The organism is Spirillospora sp. CA-128828 (assembly GCF_050945415.1).
Taxonomy (GTDB): Bacteria; Actinomycetota; Actinomycetes; order Streptosporangiales; family Streptosporangiaceae; genus Spirillospora.
Genome location: NZ_CP191986.1, coordinates 7,999,926 through 8,019,864 on the forward strand (window position 1 = coordinate 7,999,926; position 19,939 = coordinate 8,019,864).

General features: G+C 69.8%; 17 protein-coding genes and 2 pseudogenes. 14 read left to right on the plus strand and 5 right to left on the minus strand.

Annotation, left to right across the window (positions count from 1 at the left end):
- Positions 1–70: 70 nt before the first annotated feature.
- Positions 71–646 carry an NUDIX domain-containing protein gene (locus ACQPXG_RS38520; RefSeq protein ID WP_433464073.1) on the minus strand — a complete coding sequence of 192 codons (576 nt, stop codon included), beginning with the start codon at positions 644–646 and terminating at the stop codon, positions 71–73.
- Between the two features lie 199 nt (positions 647–845).
- On the opposite strand from ACQPXG_RS38520, the pseudogene ACQPXG_RS38525 reads away from it, so the two are divergent.
- Positions 846–1,856, plus strand: a pseudogene (locus ACQPXG_RS38525) (IS481 family transposase); the annotation flags it as partial.
- A gap of 539 nt (positions 1,857–2,395) precedes the next feature.
- Positions 2,396–3,586, plus strand: a complete 1,191-nt coding sequence (locus ACQPXG_RS38530) for a DGQHR domain-containing protein (RefSeq protein ID WP_433464074.1) — start codon at positions 2,396–2,398, stop codon at positions 3,584–3,586.
- A gap of 209 nt (positions 3,587–3,795) precedes the next feature.
- Here ACQPXG_RS38530 and ACQPXG_RS38535 read toward each other — a convergent pair whose 3' ends face one another.
- Positions 3,796–3,939 (minus strand): hypothetical protein, encoded by a 144-nt coding sequence (locus ACQPXG_RS38535; RefSeq protein ID WP_433464075.1) that lies wholly within the window; start codon positions 3,937–3,939, stop codon positions 3,796–3,798.
- Positions 3,940–4,134: 195 nt separating this feature from the next.
- Here ACQPXG_RS38535 and ACQPXG_RS38540 point away from each other — a divergent pair, with 195 nt between their 5' ends.
- Positions 4,135–4,284: a hypothetical protein gene (locus tag ACQPXG_RS38540; protein WP_433464076.1), complete on the plus strand. Its 150-nt coding sequence runs from the start codon at positions 4,135–4,137 to the stop codon at positions 4,282–4,284.
- A 205-nt stretch (positions 4,285–4,489) separates the two neighbouring features.
- Positions 4,490–5,134, plus strand: a pseudogene (locus tag ACQPXG_RS38545) (NB-ARC domain-containing protein); the annotation flags it as partial.
- A 43-nt stretch (positions 5,135–5,177) separates the two neighbouring features.
- Here ACQPXG_RS38545 and ACQPXG_RS38550 read toward each other — a convergent pair.
- Entirely contained in the window at positions 5,178–6,095 is a 918-nt protein-coding gene (locus tag ACQPXG_RS38550) for a DUF6444 domain-containing protein (protein ID WP_433464077.1), read from the minus strand.
- Positions 6,096–7,505: 1,410 nt separating this feature from the next.
- Between ACQPXG_RS38550 and ACQPXG_RS38555 the strand changes: the two genes are divergently transcribed.
- Entirely contained in the window at positions 7,506–8,099 is a 594-nt protein-coding gene (locus ACQPXG_RS38555; protein WP_433464078.1) for a recombinase family protein, read from the plus strand.
- 96 nt (positions 8,100–8,195) lie between these two features.
- Here the strand turns inward: ACQPXG_RS38555 and ACQPXG_RS38560 are convergent, their stop codons facing one another.
- Complete coding sequence (locus ACQPXG_RS38560) at positions 8,196–10,808, minus strand: hypothetical protein (protein WP_433464079.1); 2,613 nt, start codon at positions 10,806–10,808, stop codon at positions 8,196–8,198.
- 658 nt (positions 10,809–11,466) lie between these two features.
- Here ACQPXG_RS38560 and ACQPXG_RS38565 point away from each other — a divergent pair.
- The 9 genes from ACQPXG_RS38565 (at position 11,467) to ACQPXG_RS38605 (ending at position 19,012) form a co-directional block, all read left to right on the plus strand.
- The gene (locus ACQPXG_RS38565; protein WP_433464080.1) at positions 11,467–11,649 is read left to right on the plus strand and encodes a hypothetical protein; all 183 of its coding nucleotides are present in this window, start codon (positions 11,467–11,469) and stop codon (positions 11,647–11,649) included.
- A gap of 396 nt (positions 11,650–12,045) precedes the next feature.
- A complete protein-coding gene (locus tag ACQPXG_RS38570) occupies positions 12,046–12,684 on the plus strand; it encodes a hypothetical protein (protein ID WP_433464081.1) in 639 nt (212 codons plus the stop codon).
- Between the two features lie 187 nt (positions 12,685–12,871).
- Complete coding sequence (locus ACQPXG_RS38575) at positions 12,872–13,495, plus strand: Mu transposase C-terminal domain-containing protein (RefSeq protein ID WP_433464082.1); 624 nt, start codon at positions 12,872–12,874, stop codon at positions 13,493–13,495.
- The gene (locus ACQPXG_RS38580) at positions 13,489–14,265 is read left to right on the plus strand and encodes an AAA family ATPase (protein WP_433464083.1); all 777 of its coding nucleotides are present in this window, start codon (positions 13,489–13,491) and stop codon (positions 14,263–14,265) included. The genes ACQPXG_RS38575 and ACQPXG_RS38580 overlap by 7 nt, the downstream gene beginning before the upstream one ends.
- 380 nt (positions 14,266–14,645) lie before the next feature.
- Positions 14,646–15,572, plus strand: a complete 927-nt coding sequence (locus ACQPXG_RS38585) for a hypothetical protein (RefSeq protein WP_433464084.1) — start codon at positions 14,646–14,648, stop codon at positions 15,570–15,572.
- Positions 15,573–16,124: 552 nt separating this feature from the next.
- Positions 16,125–16,406, plus strand: coding sequence for a hypothetical protein (locus ACQPXG_RS38590; RefSeq protein WP_433464085.1), 282 nt, complete (start codon positions 16,125–16,127; stop codon positions 16,404–16,406).
- Positions 16,407–16,434: 28 nt separating this feature from the next.
- Positions 16,435–17,241 carry a transposase family protein gene (locus ACQPXG_RS38595; RefSeq protein ID WP_433464086.1) on the plus strand — a complete coding sequence of 269 codons (807 nt, stop codon included), beginning with the start codon at positions 16,435–16,437 and terminating at the stop codon, positions 17,239–17,241.
- A gap of 212 nt (positions 17,242–17,453) precedes the next feature.
- Positions 17,454–18,059 (plus strand): GNAT family N-acetyltransferase, encoded by a 606-nt coding sequence (locus ACQPXG_RS38600; RefSeq protein WP_433464087.1) that lies wholly within the window; start codon positions 17,454–17,456, stop codon positions 18,057–18,059.
- Between the two features lie 62 nt (positions 18,060–18,121).
- Positions 18,122–19,012, plus strand: a complete 891-nt coding sequence (locus tag ACQPXG_RS38605) for a helix-turn-helix domain-containing protein (protein WP_433464088.1) — start codon at positions 18,122–18,124, stop codon at positions 19,010–19,012.
- Here ACQPXG_RS38605 and ACQPXG_RS38610 read toward each other — a convergent pair.
- A complete protein-coding gene (locus ACQPXG_RS38610; protein ID WP_433464089.1) occupies positions 18,997–19,806 on the minus strand; it encodes a DUF6879 family protein in 810 nt (269 codons plus the stop codon). The two genes, ACQPXG_RS38605 and ACQPXG_RS38610, sit on opposite strands and share 16 nt — an antisense overlap.
- Positions 19,807–19,939 lie beyond the last annotated feature (133 nt).

A 19,939-nucleotide genomic window follows, 5' to 3' on the forward strand; every position in this document is an offset into this window, starting at 1 on the left:
GTTTGCCGCTACATCTGTGATTTGGCCCGCGCCTTCCGCCCCTACGAGTCCGAGCGGGATGTGCGTGACCTCATGGATTACGCGGAGGAGCGCTCGCCCGCGCCGCGAATGCGTGGAGAACGGCCATGACGGTCGCGGCGCCGATGATCTCACCGCGCTGTATCCGCTCGTGGGCCTCGTCCAGTGGCATCCAACGAACGGCTTCGGCTTCATCGACGTGGGGTTCGCCAACGAGGTCCGCGCCGCGGGACAGGAACAGGTCTTGTGGGGCGTCCGCGGAACCGATCATGGGTTGGAACGAGAACAAGAATTGCAGGTTCTTCGGCCGCCACCCAGTCTCTTCCTCGGCTTCTCGTGCGGCAGCGACCGCCGGGTCCTCATCCAGCTCGGCGTATCCGCCTGGTACTTCCCAGCCCCACTGGTCGACGATAAACCGGTGCCGCCAGATCAGGAGGATGTTCTCTCCCGCCTCGTCGAGAACGGCCGTCATGACGCATCGAGGCACACGAAAGACGTACTGGTCGAACACAACACCGTTGGGCAGTTCAATGTTGGCGATCGACAGTCGAATGTGGCGATTTTCGTCCACGACCCGTTCGCCGCGAACGATCCACTTCGTGCGCTCGGTAGGGCTTTCACGCCTCACCGGTATGACGGTACCAACCAGCAGGGCTACGGAGCGGTGATTAGTTCACGGGCAAGAAGCGTCACATACCCGACCTAGCTGTTGCGGGTCATGAGGTTGGTGACGCCGGGGTGAGCGTGGCGGGATGAGGAACGGGCCTTCCCCGACAGCAGGATGAGAAACGACCAAGTAACTCGTCCGCCGGCAAGAAAGGCCCGTCGTGGTCCACCGTAACGCGCCGCTGTCTGTGGAGGGCCGTCGTAGGCTCGTCCAGCGCTGCCAGGGTCGTCCGATCGCTCACGTCGCCGCGGAGATGGGCATCTCGCGGCAGTGTGCGTCCAAGTGGGTCAACCGCTACCGCGAGCACGGCGAGCTAGGGCTGCAGGACCGCCCCTCGACGCCGCACCGGCAACCCACCGCGACACCTGCGCAGGTGGTGGCCCAGATCGAGGCGATGCGCCGCGAGCACAAATGGCCGGCGGCCCGCATCGCCTTCGAACTGCGGGGCCGGGGCGTGCCGGTGAGCCGCCGCACGGTCAGCCGGCACCTGGTCCACCTGGGCCTGAACCGGCGCCGGTTCCTGGACCCGACCGGCGCGTCCAACCGTGTCCCGCGCCCGATCATCGCCCGCCGGCCGGTCCACATGGTGCATGTCGATGTCAAGAAGGTCGGACGGATCCCCGACGGGGGCGGCTGGCGGGTCCACGGCCGGGGGTCGACCGCGGCCAAGGCGGCGGCCAGAGCCACGGCGCGCGCCAAGCGCGCCGGTGGTGGCCGGGCCGGGTATGTCTACCTGCACTCGGCCGTGGACGGGTTCTCCCGCCTGGCCTACACCGAGGCCCTGCCGGGAAAGGCCGCCACCGCGATCGCGTTCATGCACCGGGCCAGGGCGTTCTTGGCCGCACACGGCATCACCCACATCCAGCGGATCGTCACCGACAACGGGTCGTGCTATCGCGCCGGCGACTTCGCCACCGTGCTGCGCGGGGCCCGGCACCAGCGCATCAGCCCCTACACACCCCGCCACAACGGCAAGGTGGAGCGCTACAACCGGATCCTGGCCGAGGAATTCCTCTACGCCCGTGTCTGGACCTCCGAGCAGCAGCGGACCGAGGCGCTGCATATGTGGAACGTGCACTACAACTACCATCGCCCTCACACTGCCGCCGGGAACAGGCCACCAGCCGCACGCCTCCACACCGGCGTCACCAACCTCCAGGCCTCATACACGCCGTCCTGGACACGACCCTGCTCACGGTCGTTCTTCACCCAGTTGTGCAGCGTGTACGGGCCAATCTCCAGATCCCGCGCAACCTGCGCCACGGGCTTGCCGGTCTCCTTGACGATCCGTACCGCTCCCGCGCGGAACTCCGGATCGAACCGGCGTCTCTTGTCTCCCACGACCCAACCATCTCTCTGGTTCAGGTCTCCACGCTACGAGGGGAAGCACAGGCTGATGGGCGCGGGCACTGCCGCTGTGCGGTGGGCAGGTGAAGTCGGCGTCGCGGCCGACGTTCAGGCCGGCGTCTTCGGCGATCGCGGTGAGCGCGTCGTAGGAGCCAGTCCGTTTGCAGGGGAGTTTGAACGTTCGCGGTGTCCGTACTGGTGGTGCGCAACGCGGCGGTCTCGTCCGTACTCGTGTGCGCTAGACGTCAACTCTTCGCGGTGACCTCAGATCCGAATCTGAGATCTACTGTGCAGATCTGCTTGACGGATCTGCACAGTAGATCTAGTCTCTCGGATCTGAGGTCGGCGAGCAAGGAGGAGATCATGAGCGTCCAGAAGATCGAGATTTCTGGGGCACTGTGCGTGCAGAGGGGAACCCGGATGCTTCAGGCGTTCGCGGATGCCGCCACCGTGTCGGGGCATCAGCAGATCGACATCTTCAGCCCCGACAGCCGCGATGGGTACCAGCGGGCCCCGGTCACCACCAGGGTGCGAAAGGCCGCCAGGTACTACGACGAGAAGCGGGGACGGATGCCGAACCCCCTGCTCATCAACATCCGCAAGAAGGATATGGACGAGGAGCGGGCCGCCGTCGTGGTGGACTTCGACCAGGCTGGCTACGAGCGGGCCGTCCGCGAAGGCGGGAGTTGGATCGGCACCGGCCGCATCGCGTTCGCTGAGGACCTGGAACTGTGGATCTACGACGGCCAGCATCGCGCCGGAGGCCTCAACCAACTCCTCGCCGAGCAGGGGGGCGCCTACGAGGACTTTCCGGTGCCGATCAGCCTCACCCTCGGCCTGGATCAGGGCGAGGAGATGAGGGAGTTCTTCGAGGTCAACACCAACGCCGCTCCGGTCAAGACCGACCTGGCCTGGGAACTGCTGACCAAGATGGCCGAGGACGACCCCGAGCTCAGGGAGATGCTCGCGGCCGAGGACCGGGACTGGGTGACACGTGCCTACTCGGTCGTGGATGAACTGGAGAAGCTCGAAGGCCCCTGGAAGGGCAGGTTCCAGGAAGCCAACCGGCGCAAGACCCGAGGCGACGGGGTGACCATCCCCAAGCCGCAGTTCGCCCGTTCTCTCAAGCCCGTCCTGGACATGCCGCTGTTCAAGCGCGCGGAAGCGGACAAGATCGCCGCGGTCATCAACGCCTACTGGACGGGCATCCGCCAGGTCATGCCCGAGCCGTTCGAAGAGCCCACCGACTTCGTCCTGCAGAAGGGCAACGGGGCCGTCGCCCTGCACCGCGTGCTCCCGCAGGTCATCGAGGTGGTCCGCAGCACCGGCGGAGGGCTCGGACAACCGCACCTGTACGCGGACGTGATGGTCGACCTGCCCACCCTGGAAGGCGAGGTCGTCGACAACGAAGGCCAGCGGGCGATCCGATCGGGCGCGGACTTCTGGCGGGTCTCGTCCGTCGCCTCCGGGTTCAGCGGTGACGCCGGCCGACGGCGCCTAAGCCTTCTCATCCAGAGCCGCCTGTCTTCGCCGGCGGAGACGATCCAGCTCTGACGGTCCCAGGTCACCCACGGCTCGACCGACTGACCCTGCCACGTCGAAGCTGAGGAAGACCCGTGTCACACAGCACGAACACACAAGCGATGTCCGCGTTGAAGATCGGAACGAAGGCCTGGCTCCTCCTCAGGAGACCAGGCCTTCAGGCTGTGCACACGACTTCGGAAATCTGTGCAGAGGACTTCGTGGTGTTGCCCGGCGGAGGGCTAGGTGTGGGTGATCCACCAGATGGCCAGTTGGACGGGCGCGGCTCCGGCGGCGGTGGCGGCGCCGTGGAAGGCGAGTCTGGTGCCGATGCGGGCGAGTCGGTGCAGGCGGTCGCGGTGCGGGTGGTAGTGGTGGTGGGGCATGGCCGTTTACCTTCGGCGGCGGCCTCGGCTCGGGTGCCGGTGGCCTGGTGCCGCCGAGGAGATGTGTCCGGTGGTTTTCCCGGATCTGTCCGCGTTCGGGTGGCGGGCCGGGGCAGGCTGGTGACCTCGGGGATGACGCAAGGGCTGGGTTTCCCGGACAGATCCGGTCCGGATCCGGACGAAGGGGGTCATTGGGTGGGTGAGCCGCTGGATGCGACCGGGGTGTGGGCGGGCGCGCTGCGGGAGTTGTGGGCGGCGGCCGGGAAACCGAAGGGTGCGTTGATCAAACAGCAGGACCGCCAGGCAGGTGCCGCCGTTGAAGGTGACCACGCAGTCGTGGAGTGACTGGCTGAACGGTAGGAACGTCCCCGCCAAGGAGGAGATCGCGAGCTGGCTGATCATCTTCTTGCGGGGTCGCGCCCGGCAGAAAACGCCGGCGTTCGTGCCCGCATCCGAGGCATGGTGGCAGCGGGCTTGGCGGGCCGCGCGGGATGAGCGGCACGGCCGGGGCGGTCGCCCGCCTGGAGCGCGTGCGGTAGTCGAGCCGGTGATGGTCGAGCAGATTCGGGTGGGGGTGGTGCCGCGGCCAGCGGATTGCTTTCAGGACCGGGCGGTGGCTGCCCGAGTGGAGCGGGCGGCCGAGCAGGACGGCACAGTGGTGCTCACCCAGCAGGACGGCCAGGAGCTGACGCAGGTGCTTGAGGGGATGGGCGGGGTCGGCAAGACTCAGCTCGCCGCGGCCTACGCCCGGCACGCTTGGCAGCAGAGGGTGGGGGTGCTGGTGTGGGTGAACGCCGCCACTCGCAACGGCATCGTGTCCGCCTACGCCGACGCCGCACGGCGGCTAGGCCTGGCGCACGCCGGGCACGATGACCCTGAGCAGGCGGCGCGGGAGTTCCTGTCCTGGGCGGAGACCACGACCGACCGGTGGTGGCTGGTCGTGCTCGATAACGTCACCGACCCTGGTGATGTGGCCGGGTGGTGGCCGCCAGCGCAGACGTCGGCGGTGGGCGGGCAGGTGGTGGTCACCACCCGGCTGCGTCAAGCCGCCCTGCGCGACGCCGATCGCCGTGTGATCGCGATCGACACCTTCACCCGCCAGGAGGCCCGCTCCTACCTGCGCGCCAAACTCGGCGACCGGGCAACCGACGAGCACCAGGCCGACGAGCTTGCCGCGGATCTGGGGTATCTGCCGCTGGCGCTCGCCCAAGCCGCGGTCTACATCCTCAACGCCGATGTCACCATCGCCACCTACCGGGAACGGCTCGCCACCCGCCTGCTGCGCTGTCGTAGGTGTCATACGGCGCCCAGCCATCGTGCACGGCGATCCCGCGGAAGCGGGGCAGGACGCCGGCGGCGTCCATCGCCTCGACCCCGCGCCTGCCGTGCACGGTGATCAGCACGGACTCGCCGGTGGAGGCCGAGTGCACCCACCGCAACCGGCCATCGACGCGCAGCGCGGTCTCATCGAAATGCACCACCTCGGCGTCTGCCAGGCGGGCGCGGACCTGCCCGGCGAACCCGCCCTCGGCCCCCAGCCCGGCGGCGGCGCGGGCGGTCATCGCCGCGACCGTCCCGGCCGACAGCGGGGTGCCGAACACCTCGGCCAGCGCCTTTGCGGTGCGGTCTTTGGACAGGAACTGGCCGACATACAGGTAGACCACGATCGCGGCGACGTTCGGGCCGTACTGCACCGGCGCGTCCACCCCTTCCGGGCCGTCCGCGGTGGTGACGGTCCCGCACCCGCACCGACGGCGAACCAGCTCGTACTCGGTCACCCGCACGGTGATCGGCGGGATGTCGAACACCTGCCGCCGCTCGGCCCCCGCTTCGGCCGCGCCCGCCAGCCCCGCACCACAACCCCGGCACCGTCGCGGCACGTGCCGCCGGCGCCGAGCAGGAACGGCGACCCGGCACAACGTCTGCCCGCGATGCCCGGCCTGACCACCCGGACGACGGCCGCTCTTCCCCCGCAGCGACTTGGGAGCCGGCTTGACCAGCCCGTCCGACGACGGCGGCCTGGAGGAGTTCGAGGAGTTCTTCCCCAGCTGCGCCTCAAGCTCGGCGATCCGCGCGTTCGCCCGCTCCAACTGCGCCGACAGCTCCACCACCAGCGCCGCGAGCTCCTCATACGACGGCGGCTGGACAGCGGACACCCCACCATGATCGACAATCAGGCCATCAAGATCAAACCGGGCAGCCTCGTGGGACCTGACCAGTCACCCCGTTGGCAGCCCGCGCCGGGACTTGCGGCTCATGACACGACTGTTGCTCAGTCCCCCCGTGGCGACCCGCGTGATCTCATCGCCTTCGTCGCCCACCTCGCGACCATCCCCGGCATTACGTACCGGACCCACGGTCCGATCCAACCTGACGCCCCTACTCCCGGGCTGTAACACTCCCGAGATCAGGGGGTTTTCGAACCGCCGGGTGTATCTGCCCCTTGCTTCATGGCCGATGAAATCCGGTGTGCCGTTCCGCCAGGAGAGCCCGCTAGGAGCCCCACCAGGGGCACGAAGAGAGCCCAGTCTGCCGCCGACATGGCGGCGGACGACGGACTCGTCGGGGATGAAGAAATCTCTCGCATGGCTAACATGGGGAAACGTGGGTGTGGTTGGCGCCGTGCCCGCTCCCCAGAAGCGGGTGTGGGGCCGACCCCCGAGTTGTCCTGGCAGGTCGGCCCCTGACTGTCCCACGTGCTGGTGAAGTGGAGGGTCCCAAGCGCCTATCTTGGGGCCCTTCCCTGCTTCTGGCCTGCTAGAGCAGGGCCAGGACCGCGAAGACGAACATGCCGAGGGCGCAGAAGGGGCTGATCCCTGTGAGGATCAACACGACCACCTGAAAGGTGGTCTGGCTGGGGCGCCACCGTCGCCACCACTGCCGCCTCCGCCGTCGTTGTCGCCGGTCACGGACTACTTCACCACCGCAGGACCAGTCCGGTGGCTGGGCCACCGCTATCACCTCCGTGTGCGGGCCTTTGCCTCGCCCTCTGCGGACGGGACGTCGACCGGTGCCCGCTTTCGATCGACCCGCGGATCACCGATCGAAGACGAAGCCCCCGTACGCACGTGGAAGCTGCCGTTCCAACGATAAAGGAACGCTGCCATTAGCCAGCTTGGCGATGACGGGGCGGCAACTGGCCTATCTGCTGGCGTGGCTGTCGGCGGTGACGCGGGCGGAGGTCCCTCGCCGAGGCGGACCACTAGCAAGACGCGATGCTCACCGCCGCCGCCACCGCGCTGCACCCGGCCCAGACGGGCGCGATCACCCCGCGCGGCACCCTTGGCCCGCTGACAGTCCAACCCGCACCAGCCCGTCTACGACGGCGATCGGCCCGGCGCGGCGGAACTGGTGCAGGAGGGGCCGCCTCCCTGCCCGCCCGTTAACTCGGGCGCGACGATCTCGCATAACCGCTGTTCCACTTCCTTGGAACTGGAACGACACCGACGGCAGGGCGTCGACCTCACGAGAAACGGACACCGCCGGACACGGATCGTTCCGGAAGTCGTTCCACAATCACCGTTCCGGAATGGTCGTACGGAAGTGAATTCCGGTACGACCGGACAATGAACGCGGGAAGCGATCACCCCCACGGCGAGATGGAGCTCGGGTACGCCCGCGTCTCCACCACCAAACAGTCCCTCGACCGGCAACTGGCCGCCCTGACCGCCGCCGGCATCCCCAATGAACAGATCTACGTCGACAAGAAGACCGGCACCACCATCGACCGCGACGGCCTGGGTCGGCTCCTCGCATACGCCAGGCCGGGCGACACCATCGTCGTGCACACCCTCGACCGAATCGGCCGCAACCTTCGCGAGGTCCTCAACCTCGTTCACGAACTGGCTGAGAAGAAGATCGGCGTACGGTCGCTGGCCGACCCGCTCCCGATCAACACCGCCGACGACGGCATGGGCCGCATCGCCTTCCTACTACTGGCCCTGTTCGCCGAGATGGAACGTACCTTCACCGCCGAACGGGCCGCCCACGCCCGCACCGTCGCCGAAGCCGCCGGCCGCCAGATCGGTCGCCCCATCGACCACCCCGAAGACAAGATCGAGTACGCCCGGCTGCTGAAGGCCCAGGGCGACTCCCTCGGCGTCATCGCCGCCAAGACCGGCATCCCCAAGACCTCCCTGCACCGCTACCTCAGCGATTGACAGGCTGCGGCCGGTCGCAGAATCGAGCGATTCCGGGACACTCCATCTTCGCCGACACAGGCCCCCGTGCTGCGGCGAAACCTGGGCGCCAGTCACTCAAAGGTCCTCCCATCCCCACGGGGCGGCGGCGCTCCCATCGGGTTCCTGCCCGAACCGATACCGCACAGCGTGATCATCGACCCTCAGAAACCGGCCGAACAGACCAGCAGCCGGCAACCGGCTGGCCAGTGCGGCGACCTGGTCGTCAACCCCGACATCCTGCAACCTGTCCAGCAGGTCGGCCACGGCGGATGGGTCGTTGAGGGCGACGTGCGCGGCGGCCCGGCCGGCCAGCACGGCGACCTGGTCATCGGCCCCGACATCCCGCAGCTCGTCCAGCAGGTCAGCAACCGCACGCGGGTTGTCGAGGGCGACGTGGGCGGCGGGACTACGGGCCAGCAATACAGTGACCTGGCCGTGCGCTCCAGCCTGCCGCAACGCGTACAGCAGGGGGCGGACGCTGGCCGGGTCGTCGAGGGCGACGTGCGCGGCGGCCCGGCCGGCCAGCACGGCGACCTGGCCGTCAGCCCCGACATGCCGAAACTCGCTCAGCAGGTAACTAACGCCACGCGGGTCGTCAAGGGCGACATGCACGGCGGCCCGGCCGACCAGTACGGCGACCTGGTCGTGCGCTCCGGCTGGCCGCAACGCGTACAGCAGGTTGGCCACGGCGGACGGGTTGTCGAGGGCGATGTGCGCGGCGGCCCGGTCGACCAACGCGGTGGCTTGGTCATGCCTCTGGGCCTGCCACAACGTGTACAGCAGGTTGGCCACGGCGGACGGGTTGTCGAGGGCGGCGTGCGCGGCGGCCCGGTCGGCCAGTACGGCGAGCTGGTCATCGGCCCCGACCTCCCGCAGCTTGCCCGCCAGGTTGGCCACGGCGGACAGGTTGTCGAGGGCGACGTGCGCGGCGGCCCGGTCGGCCAGTACGGCGAGCTGGTCATCGGCCCTGACATGCCGAAACTCGCTCAGCAGGAAACTAACGGCAAGCGGGTCGTCAAGGGCGACGTGCGCGGCGGCCCGGCCGGCCAACGCGATGACCTGGTCCTGCGCCCCGGAATGCCATAACGCGCTCAGCAGGTAACTAACGGCACGCGGGTCGTCGAGGGCGACGTGCGCGGCGGCCCGGTCGGCCAACGCGATGACCTGGCCATGCGCTCCGGCTTGCCGCAATGCGTACAGCAGGGGGCGGACGCTGGTCGGGTTGTTGAGGGCGGCGTGTGCGGCGGGGTTACGGGCCAGCAGTGCGGTGACCTGGTCGTGCGCCCCGAGATCCCGCAACCCGCCCAGCAGGTCGGCGACAGCGTCCGGGTTGTCTAGGGCGGCGTGGGCGGCGGCCCGGCTGGCCAGTGCGGTGACCTGGTCCTGCGCCCCGATCTGCCGCAACCTGTCCAGCAGGAAGCCGACGGTGGACGGGTTGTTGAGGGCGGCGTGTGCGGCGGGGTTACGGGCCAGCAGTGCGGTGACCTGGTCGTGCGCCCCGAGATCCCGCAACCCGCCCAGCAGGTCGGCGACAGCTCGCGGGTCGTCAAGGGCGATGTGGGTGGCGGTGAAGGTGGCGGGTCGGTGATCGGTGTTGGTGGGGTGTAGTTGATGCAGGTGGTCGACGAGTGAACGAGCAGCCAAAGCGTCGCCGTGGGCGGTGGCGTTCTTGTGTAGTTGGGCGGCGTCGCGGTACAGGCCGCGTCTCCAGGCGGCGTCCCCGAGGGTTCTCAAGTCGGTGGGGTGGGCGTGGGCGGCTGCGGCGGCCCAGAAGCCGATGGGTGGGATCTGGTCGGCGCGGGTGGCACGGCCGTGCTGATCAAGGTAGTCGGCCAGCCGGTACACCGGCACGTCACCATGTTCGGCGGCCGGGGTCGTGTGGTGGCCGCGTTGGTTGCGGGGCGGGCCGGTGCGGATCCGGGTGACCGGCCCCCGGGCGCCTTTACACGGCCGGGCTGTGTAGGCCAGGGCCTGGTCCAGCCAGTCCTCGCCGAGCTGCTCGTCTTGGAGGTCGGTCAGGTAGGCCCGTGCCGCCTGTTCCAGCAGCGGCAGCGGCAGGGCGTTGCGGTGGCCCAGGCGGCGGGCGTCCATCGCCGCCCAGATGACCGCTTTGGCCTCCGGCTGGGCGGTGGCGAACCGGTCCAGCAACTCGGGTCCACCGGCCAGGTACTGGGTGATCTGCTCGTCCTCGGCGTGCTCGATCGCCTCAGCCAGCCGCGGGTCGGCGTCGGCGGCCTGCCGCAGGGCGGCCGGGTCGGTGCCGGTGAAGGTTTCGGGCACCTCGATGATCGTGCCGTCCAGCAGCTGCCGCACCTGCGACCCGGGGCGGCGGGTCAGGTCGGTGTGGTGCTGGCGCCATAGGGTGCCCAGCACCAGCACCGGTGCCCGGGAGGTGTCGGCCAGCAGGGTGTGCAGCTTGGCTGCGACCCGGTCGCCGGCCTCGCCGCCGCCCAGGTAGTCCTGGGTCTCGTTCAACCACACCACGGTGCGCGGCCCGACCCGGTCCAGCTCCTGCACGGCCGCCTCCGGCCGGGTCGGGTCGTAGGGGTGCCACAGCCGCCACCCGCCCGCCTGCCGCAGCGGCCCCAACGCCTGCCAGCAGGCGCGGGTCTTGCCCGCCGACGACCCGGCCACCAGCACAGCCATCGCACTGTGGCCGTCGGCGGCCCGCTCCACCACCCTGGCCAAGTCTTGATCGTGGGCCCGCCGTACATACCGTGGCAGGATCGGCAACGTCTCCGCTCTCTGCGCGGTGATCGGCCGGTGCACCTCCAGCGCGAACGGGTCGGTCACCTCATCCAACGGCCTGCCGACACCGGCCCCGCCGTCCCCGCCGTCAGGTGGAGCGGGTCCCTCGACGCATGTCTCCCTGTCGGCTCTATCGGCCTCGAGCAACCGCGACCACCGGGCCTGGGGGCGCGGGTTCTCCCTGGCCCAGCCGGCCAGTACCGAACCGACCTGCGTCAACTGGTCCAGGTGGCGCGGCAAGGACGTGCCGGTCGACCACGAGTTCACTGTGGTCGGCGGCACCCGAGCCTGCTCGGCCAACCGGTCCTGTGCGACCTGCTCGCCATGGTGAATGGCTTGATCCCACAACCGGGCGAGCTCGGCCAGCACCCGAGAGGACACATTCGGGCCGGTCTGCGGACGAAACGGCCTGCCCACACTCACCCTTCCGCGCCGCCAATGCCACCGCCGGGATCCGACCCGGATCGACCCGGATCCCCAGGTGTCCTGCAGCGTAACCACCACACACCCATCCGGATCCGTATTCCATGGGATCAGCCTGATTAGCTCCCGCAAATGGTGCTCAACAGCTTTGTTGACCCCCGAGGGAGAGCACCCGATGAGCACGGTCCAGATCCTGTCCCTGCTGCTGGCCCTGTCGGTCGCGTTGCACCTGGCGGCCGCCGCGGCGCTGACCGCCCGCAGGACCGGTGCCGGCACCGCCAACGCAATCCTCACCGGCGCCGGCGCAGCCGCCACCGCCCTGAGCCTGTACTTCGCCGCCCTCGCCGCCTACCACTGACCGAGCCGTGCAGAGGACTTCAGACATCCGTGTGCACGACTTCGGAAATCGACAATCGGAAGCCGCCTGGGCGGTCACGGCTCCGGCTGGCTGGCGGCGCAGTATCGGACCCCGTCCCGGGGGTTGTTCGATATTCGGTATCGGAAGACGGCCGGTCGGTAGGGTCGGTTGTCGATCATCGTTGAGCCCGGTGCCCGCGCCGGTTCGGGAGGGCGCCATGGGCAGGAAGCCGTCGCCGGAGCAGTGGGACGCCGCGCTGGGCCAGCTGCGGGGGGTGCGTGATCGGGGCGAGTCATCACCGCTGAGGTGAGTGCGGCCGCGGCCCGCCTTGGGGTGTCCTGCCGGAGCGTGTGGCGTCGTCTGAACTGTCCGCCCGCTCCGCGGCCGCAGTTTCAGTTGTCGGCTGCTGACATCGCCGCGTTCGTCGACTTCGGCGGGAACGTCGCCGCGGTGTACCGGGCGCGGGCGGCGGCGATCGCCGGGCGGGCCACGGCCGCCGGGGTGCCGATCGACCCGGTGCTGCTGGAGGGCTGGGCGGGGGCGCCGCCGGTGGGAGAGCGGTCGCTGTACCGGGCGTTCGAGCAGGAGCTCACCCCGGCGTTCGTCGCCGGCGTCACCGGCGGCGAGCGGGCCCGCCGGACCAAGCTGGTCTACCTGCGGCGGGAGGCGAGTTTCCGGAACCAGGTGTGGGAGGGCGACTACAAGAACCTGCCGGTTCTGGTGCTGCCGCCGCGCGGCAAGGCCTGCACGCCGTGGGTGACGATGTTCCTCGACGATGCCACCCGGGTCATCACCGGCTGGGCGATCTCGCTGACCCCGCACGCCGGGACGGTGCTGACCGCACTGCGCATGGCATGGTCGACGACCCGGCCACCGGTCCCGCGCACGGCGTCCCGCAGCTCCTGCGCCTGGACCAGGGTCTGGAGTTCGCCGCGGCGTCGGTCGGTGCGGCGACCGCTGGGCTGGGAACCGAGACCAAGCGGCTGCCCGGCTACAAACCGCACCAGAAAGGCAAGATCGAGCGCGCGTTCCTGACGGTCGACCAGATGCTGCTGTGCACGCTGCCCGGCTACACCGGCGCCGCCCGTGAGGCCAACGGCCGCCTGGCGGGCCCGCTGGACGATCGCGCCCCTGCCCGCGAGGGCTACGGCGAGGCCGCCGCGGCCGGGGTGGGCGACGGGCTGCCGCTCGGGCTGGAGACCTTCGCCCGCCTCTTCGGCGCGTGGGTGAGCTCCTACAATACACCGAGCACTCCCACAGCGAGCTGGAGGGCCGCACCCCGCAGCAGGCGTGGGCCGAGGACCTCACGCCGGTGTTCGACGTTCCGCATGAGCAGCTGCGCCACCTGCTGCTGGCCGGGCAGGACCGCGTCATCGGCCCCTCGGGGATCCGGTTCCGCGGCCTGAACTGGGTCGACCCGTCCGGGCTGATCCGCGAACGGCGCGGTCAGCGCGTCGGCATCCGCTACATGCCGCACGACGACCGGGAGATCCACGTGTATCTCGACGGGCGGTTCCTGGCCACCTGCCATCCCCGCGACGCCCTCACCCCGGGACAGGAAGAGGAGTTCTACGCCGCGGCCCGCGCTCAGGAGAAGGCCGCCTCGCGGGAACGCGCCGCCGCCCGCCGGCGCGGCCGGCGGCGGCTGGCGACCCTGACCCAGGGACAGGACCAGGCCGAGCCCGTCCGCCGGATCGCCGCGGCGTCGGCCGGTCCGGACCGGCGCCCGGCCGCGGATTTGCGCGGCGAGGCCAGTGCCAGCCTGCTGGGTCTGGGCCCGGTCGGGCCGGTCGAGCCCGTTGACCTGGCCGCCTTGGACGTGCGGGACGAGGGCCGGTCGTGGTGAGGTCGCCGGAGGCCGGCCCGCCGGGTGTGCGGATCATCTCGACCCCGCAGCTGCAACTGGCCCGGCATATCGTCACCGACGTCGCCGCCCACGAGGCCGTCGGTGTCATCCACGGCAACGCCGGCCTGGGCAAGACCTTCGCCGTGCGGACCTGCGCTCAGGCGCTGGCCGCCGGGGTCGGCCGGCTGGAGGCCCCGCAAGTCGTCACCGTCTCCTTCAGCCCGCAGCCCACGCTCCGCCAGGTCGTCGACGGGCTGTTCGTCGCCCTCACCGGCCGGGTCTCCTCCAGCCGCAACCGCTTCCACATCACCCGCGACCTGGCGGCCGAGCTCGCCCGCATCCCCCGCCTGATCGTCGTCGACGAGGCCCAGCGCCTCACCGGCCACGGGATCGAGCAGCTGCGTGACCTGCACGACAACCCCGACACCCGGTTCGGGCTCTTGTACGTCGGCGGCAACGGCTGCTGGGAAGTCCTGTCCAGGGAACCGATGCTCGCCTCCCGCATCTGGCGGCGCCTGGCCATCACCCCGCTTCGCCGCGACGTCGTCCCCGAAGCCATCCGCGGCTACCACCCGATGTATGAGCAGGCCGACGACGAACTGCTGCACTACGTCGACGACCGGTTCGCCCACGGCATCTGGCGGAACTGGGCGTTGTTCTCCTCCACCGCCCACCTCCTGGCCCAGCGCGCCGGCCGCGAGCACATCGACGCAGAGATCGTCACCAACGCCTTCGCCCTGCACGGTGGCGGTACGACCCGTGCTTCCTGACGACCCGCTCCCGGTCACGATCATCCGCGACCCCGACGACCTTCCCTCCACCACCGCCCGCGCCCGCGAACTCAACGACCCCGACCACGGGATCCTGACGATCCGGCCGCTCCCGTACGCGCCCTCCACCGACGGCTTCGTCCTCACCGTCCTGGAAGGCCTCGGCAAGACCCTGCCGCGCACCGTGCCCGGCCACGCCTGGTCCCACGCGCTGGCCTGGACGGCGGGCTACCGGCTGAACCACATCGTGGTCGACCGCGCCCACACCCTGCCCGCCGACTTCCGCGGCCACCTACGCGCCCTCGCCGGGCCCGCGCCGCGCGCCCCGCCGGACCCACCTGTGGCTGATCGACGCCGCCACCGGCGGCCGCCGGTCGCTCGTGGACGCCTTCGCCCAGAACGCAGGCTCCGGCGTCCTGTTCATCGTCGCCGGGCCAGAAGCCCTCGACCAGGTCCGCGCCCGCCGCGCCGCGCGGCCAAGCCCGCCGGTGATTCCCGACGATCTGCCCACCGCCAGCTTCCTGAACCTCCGCGCCGCCTACGCCCGCAGCTACGCCCCTGCCACCGTCGCGGCGATCGACCGGATCTGGATGCGGGCCTTCACCGACGCCCGCGGCTGGCCCCGCCGGTTCATCCCCGACGGCGACTCCCAACAGGCATCCCACGCCCTGGCCCTGCCCGTCAGCGTCCGTCTGGCCGCCCGCGCCTACACCGCCGCCACCGACAGCGAGGCCATGGTGGTGCTGCGCGCCGTCCAGGCCGGGCTGCTGCGCCAAGGCGTGCTCCTGCACCACAACCACGGCGCCGGCCTCGGGCACCGGATCTCGCCCTCCGCCGCCGCGTCCATCAACCGGACCCTGTCCACCCAGGACGCCGCGGCCGCGACCTTGCACCTGCTGTTCCCCTACGCGGCCCGGCCAGCCGAACCGTACTGGCACCCCGCCGACCTGCGCGCCCAGGACGTCGCCGACGACGGCTCAACCGTGAAGATCGGCGGTGTCGACCTGCCCGTCCCCGCGCACGCGCGGCCCGCGCTCGCCGCCCACCAAGTACTCCTCCAACGGCGGGGCCCCCGAACCCACCCCGAGCTGTACTTCGACACCGCAGACCCCCGCGACCTGCGGCGTCAGGCCGACCGGGCGCTGACCGCCACCGCCACCAGCCCGCAACTGCCCGACCAGCCGCCCGAACGGCGCAGCCAGCGCGGCGGCCGCGGCACCCTGTGGATGCGGCAACGCGGCCTCGCCCTGCGCAACCTCGTGGGCCCTACCCGCGACCTCGACCTGGCCACCCCGATCTGGACATGACCCATCCCGCCCCCGGCCACAACGATCCCGAAGGAGACAAGCCGCCGCTGGGAGCCTGGCTCCTGCGGCAGGCCCGCGGCCGCGGCATGACCGGCGACCAGCTCGCCGACCTCCTCGGCCTCCCGCTCCACCGCATCCGCCGCCTCACCGACATCACCGACCTCGACGACCTGCCCGTCCGCACACTGCGGACCCTCGCCCACACCTTCGACCTGGCCTGGCCCGGGTGGCTCACCCCCACCACCGGCACGCCACCCGAACCCGCACCGGACACAGACACGGCCGCAGCACAAGACACCGACCGTGTCCACGCCGTCCTGGCCCTGCACCTCGACCGCCCCCTGCACCCCGACCAGCTCGCCCACATCCTCGAAAAGCCATCGACCGGCTACTCCCGCCCCACCCCGGCCACCTCGGCCTACGCCTCGTCGAGCATCCCGACGGCACGCTCCAACTGTCGGTCCATCCCCGGCTGCTGGACACCGACACCCACGGACGACTCCAACGCCTCGCCCACCAGCAGCAAGGACCACGCCCGGCATCGCCCTGCTGATGTTCCAACTATCCCGCCGCGACCAGACCTCCGCCGTCGACCTGCTGCGCAACACCCCCGAACTCGCCGAACACGCCGCCGCCGGATACATCACCTACCAACTCCACGACGGCCAACCCACCAACATCAAGCTCGCCGCCGACGTCGCCTTCAGCCTCGACGTCCCCATCAACATCCACGACACCCTCCTGCCCCCACCCCGGACCACCGCCAGCACCCACGGCCGGGGCCGACCGCCAGCCGCCGACCCCAGCAGACTGAGCGCTCAGGCCCTGACCTGACCGCTGCGACGCCCGTCACTGACATCCCGTGGCAGCTCTACTGACGTTCTCGTGTCAGTTGGCAGTCGGCCTGCTGCGCGGCGAGCGCAGAGCCCGCGGCACCCGGCGTGGAACACGTGCGCTGAGCTGCCGGGTCCAGGCGGTGTTGGTCATCGCCTGGTTCCGCGATCGGCCCAACCTGTGTCGGCACGGCACCGCGTTCGGTATCTCCCAGGCCACCGCCTACCGGTACCTGCACGAGGGCATCGACGTCCTGGCCGATCGGGCACCCGACCTGCACGAGGCTCTCCAACGCGCCGTCGCCGACGGGCTGGGGCACCTGATCCTGGACGGGAAGATATTCGACACCGACCGGTGCCGCCTGAGCACCATCAGCGTCAAGGGCGAGCAGATCGATTCCTGGTACTCGGGTAAGACCCACGACTTCGGCGGCAACGTCCAGGCCCTGTTCGAACCGGACGGGTTCCCGATCTGGACCAGCGACGTCGAACCCGGCCACACCGTCGACATCACCGCCGCTCGCGCCCACGTGCTACCCGCCGCACGCCCGGCCGCACACGCGCTGCCGATCCTGGCCGACCCCGGCTACGACGGCGCAGGCCATGGCGTCCATATCCCGTTCAAGCAGCCCACCGGCGGCGGCGAACTCCACGTCGACAACCGCACCTACAACGCCCTGGTGCGCGCGCTGCGCAGCCTGGGCGAACGCGGCTTCGCCCTGCTCACCGAACGCTGGACCACGCTCCAGCACATCACCCTCAGCCCCGGCCGGATCGGCGACCTCGTCCGGGCCGCCCTCGTCCTGGTCCATTTCGAACACCGCCGGATCACCTGAAAGTCAGTGAGAAAACGTCATTGGCGGACGTGTTGGAACTCCCTGTCGACTAGAGGTTCGAGGGGATTGTTGCCAGCGTGATGCGGGTCCATCGCATTCTGCGGGACAACCGGCTTCAAGGACCGGCGGCGCGGAACCTCCAGCAGGGGATTGAGGCGTACGCGCGGACTCCAGCCGCTGCGGCGCTTCCAGCTGGCCGCTAGCCTCCCGGCATGTACCCCGTTTCGATCACAGGCGAGGGTGTGGCTTTGTGCGAGTTCACGGCCGATGATGTCAATGCGGTCCTGAACGTCTACGGCGATCCGGTGGTGGTGGAGCACCTGTCGTTCGAGCCGCGCACCCGTGAGCAGGTGGCCGCAACACTGGCCAGCGTGATCGACGCGGCCAAACAGGACCCGCGCCACGAGTACTCGCTCGCCGCGGTAGCTGCGGGCGAGGTGGTCGGGTTCGCCCGGCTCGCGGTCGATGCCCAACATCCTGGGCAATCCAGCGGGCAGCTCGGGTTTGCATTGTGCGCCGACCGGTGGGGGCAGGGCCTCGGCGCCGAGACCGTGCGACTATTGCTGCGGCTTGGTTTCGGGGTCCTGGGGCTGCACCGGCTGTGGGGCGCGCGCAGTCCCGGCAATGTGACGTCGGCGCGGGTTATGACCAAGCTCGGGATGGTTGAAGAGGGGCGCATCCGCGACCACATCCGCGTTCGGGGAGCGTGGCGGGACTCGGTGGTCCACTCCATCCTTGAGGACGAGTGGCGAGCCGTAATTAGCGAGCCAGGGCACGCTCGGCGCGACATGCCAGGTTGCGCTCCCGGGGCCCATTGAGGTGTGAATGTCGGTGAAGATTCACGGCGTCTGGGCCGGTCACTGGGCATGATGGCGGCACTATGCCGTCCTCTCCTTCGTCGTCGGCTCAGGCGGCGCGCGAACTCTTGGGCGCGAAGTTGCGTGCCCTGCGGGAAGCCCAACGGATTTCGGGCCGGGCCTTCGCTGATCGGGCGGGGTGGAAGGCTGCCTCAGCGGTGACGATGATCGAAAAGGGGCAGCGGACGATCACCGCCCGTCACGTGGAGCTGTGGTGCTCGATCTGCGGGGCGTCGGCGCTCCAGCGCCGGCAGTTGCTGGCCGAGCAGGCAGCGGTCGCGGGTATGTGGATCCCGTATTCGCAGTTGAACCGCGGTGGTCTGGAAGCGGCGCAGAAGTCGATCCGCCAGTTGTATGAGGAGCTCACGCTGGCGCGGTCCTACCAGCCGAAGGTGATACCGGGGATGGGCCAAACCGAGGCCTACACACGGGCCGCATTGACGGGGGTGCTGGTCGAACAGCAGGTGGACAGCTCCGAGCCGGAGGACGAGGTCGCGGCTGCGGTCGCGGAGCGGATGGACCGGCAGCGCCTGCTCGCCCGGCCGGACGCGCGTTGGTTCTTCCTTCTGGAGGAGCAGGTCTTGTGGTTCCGGCCCTACTCCAGTCAGGTGCACCGGGAGCAGCTCGTCCATCTGCTTGAGTTGCGGCGACGACCGAACGTCTTCTTGGGGATCATCCCGGCTGACGTCGATCGGCACGGAGTCCATCCGGAGGAGGCGTTCGACATCACTGATGATCACTTGGTGACGGTCGAGCTGGTGTCGGGCTACCTGTCGGTGACGCGGCCGGAGGAGGTCGCACTGTATGTGGCGACCTGGGAGCGGTTGTGGGCGCTGGCCGTGACGGGGACGGCAGCGGCTGCACTGATCCGTTCCGCGCTGGACCGGCTGGAGGGCGTTCAGGACGGGGTGTAGTCGGCATGCGGGATGCCACGTTCCCACAGCATCTCGAACATGCCGACGACCGGGGGGATACGGCGAGGGTCGGCGACGTACTCCATCTGGCCAGTGTCGACGCCGCGCCCGCTGGTGAAGTTGTAGGCGATGAGCCGCTGGTCCCACATGAAGAAGTCGGCGACCGGGTGGGGCAGGTCGAAGGCCAGGTGACGTGGCAGCCACCGCACTTGTTCGCCGGCCTTGATATTGCCGTAGCTGATGGCGTGTTCCCAGCGGATGTAGTCGCTGACCGGCTCGGACACGATCCGCAGCCGCCGGAACCGCACCCCTCGTTCCACCGCTGCGCCGACGAGGGAGATCCAGGAATCCCAGTCGTAGGAGGTGTCGCCGTCTTCCTGCCATTTCAGATAGGCCGGGTCGGTGGGGTCGTAGGTGTCGCGGGCCTCCAGGTGGACCACCGATCGGACGGTGGCGGTCAGGAGCTCTTCGAAGGATGGCTCCCCCGGACCGTCCTGGCCCGGCGTGTAGGTGCCGGTGAGGGCCTCCAGGAGGGCGGGTCTGAGGTTGGCGGGCGTCCAGATCGCGACCTCGTCGTCAGCGATCTCGGTGTGCTCGCTGATCAACGCGAGGGTGTCGGGGTCGGTCACCTTCCGGCCAACCTGCAGCAGGTCCCCGGTCCCTGGGACGGCCATGACCGCCGGGCATTTGTTGGCGGGCGAGGTGTCGTCGATGCCGACGAAGTCCAGGCGAGGGGCAGGGCCGGGCTGTGCCTTGCCATCGGAGTCTTGCTGGGGGCGGGGGTTGTCCATCATCGCGCGCTCCTCAACTCAGGCCAGCCGCCATCTGCAGGTGCTCATGATCCTGGTGTATCGACCTTGACCGCAGCAAAGCGCGCCGGTCAAGGCGTTCACAGGCCAGGAGTGTGAGCCCTATGAGATGCCGGAC

What these genes read in the sequence shown, in the direction of transcription:
- ACQPXG_RS38530 (WP_433464074.1), top strand. Translation starts at nt 2,396, where the DNA reads ATGAGCGTCCAGAAGATCGAGATTTCTGGGGCACTGTGCGTGCAGAGG.
- ACQPXG_RS38535 (WP_433464075.1), bottom strand. Translation starts at nt 3,939, where the DNA reads ATGCCCCACCACCACTACCACCCGCACCGCGACCGCCTGCACCGACTC.
- ACQPXG_RS38555 (WP_433464078.1), top strand. Translation starts at nt 7,506, where the DNA reads ATGAACGCGGGAAGCGATCACCCCCACGGCGAGATGGAGCTCGGGTAC.
- ACQPXG_RS38565 (WP_433464080.1), top strand. Translation starts at nt 11,467, where the DNA reads ATGAGCACGGTCCAGATCCTGTCCCTGCTGCTGGCCCTGTCGGTCGCG.
- ACQPXG_RS38590 (WP_433464085.1), top strand. Translation starts at nt 16,125, where the DNA reads ATGTTCCAACTATCCCGCCGCGACCAGACCTCCGCCGTCGACCTGCTG.
- ACQPXG_RS38600 (WP_433464087.1), top strand. Translation starts at nt 17,454, where the DNA reads ATGTACCCCGTTTCGATCACAGGCGAGGGTGTGGCTTTGTGCGAGTTC.
- ACQPXG_RS38605 (WP_433464088.1), top strand. Translation starts at nt 18,122, where the DNA reads ATGCCGTCCTCTCCTTCGTCGTCGGCTCAGGCGGCGCGCGAACTCTTG.
- ACQPXG_RS38610 (WP_433464089.1), bottom strand. Translation starts at nt 19,806, where the DNA reads ATGATGGACAACCCCCGCCCCCAGCAAGACTCCGATGGCAAGGCACAG.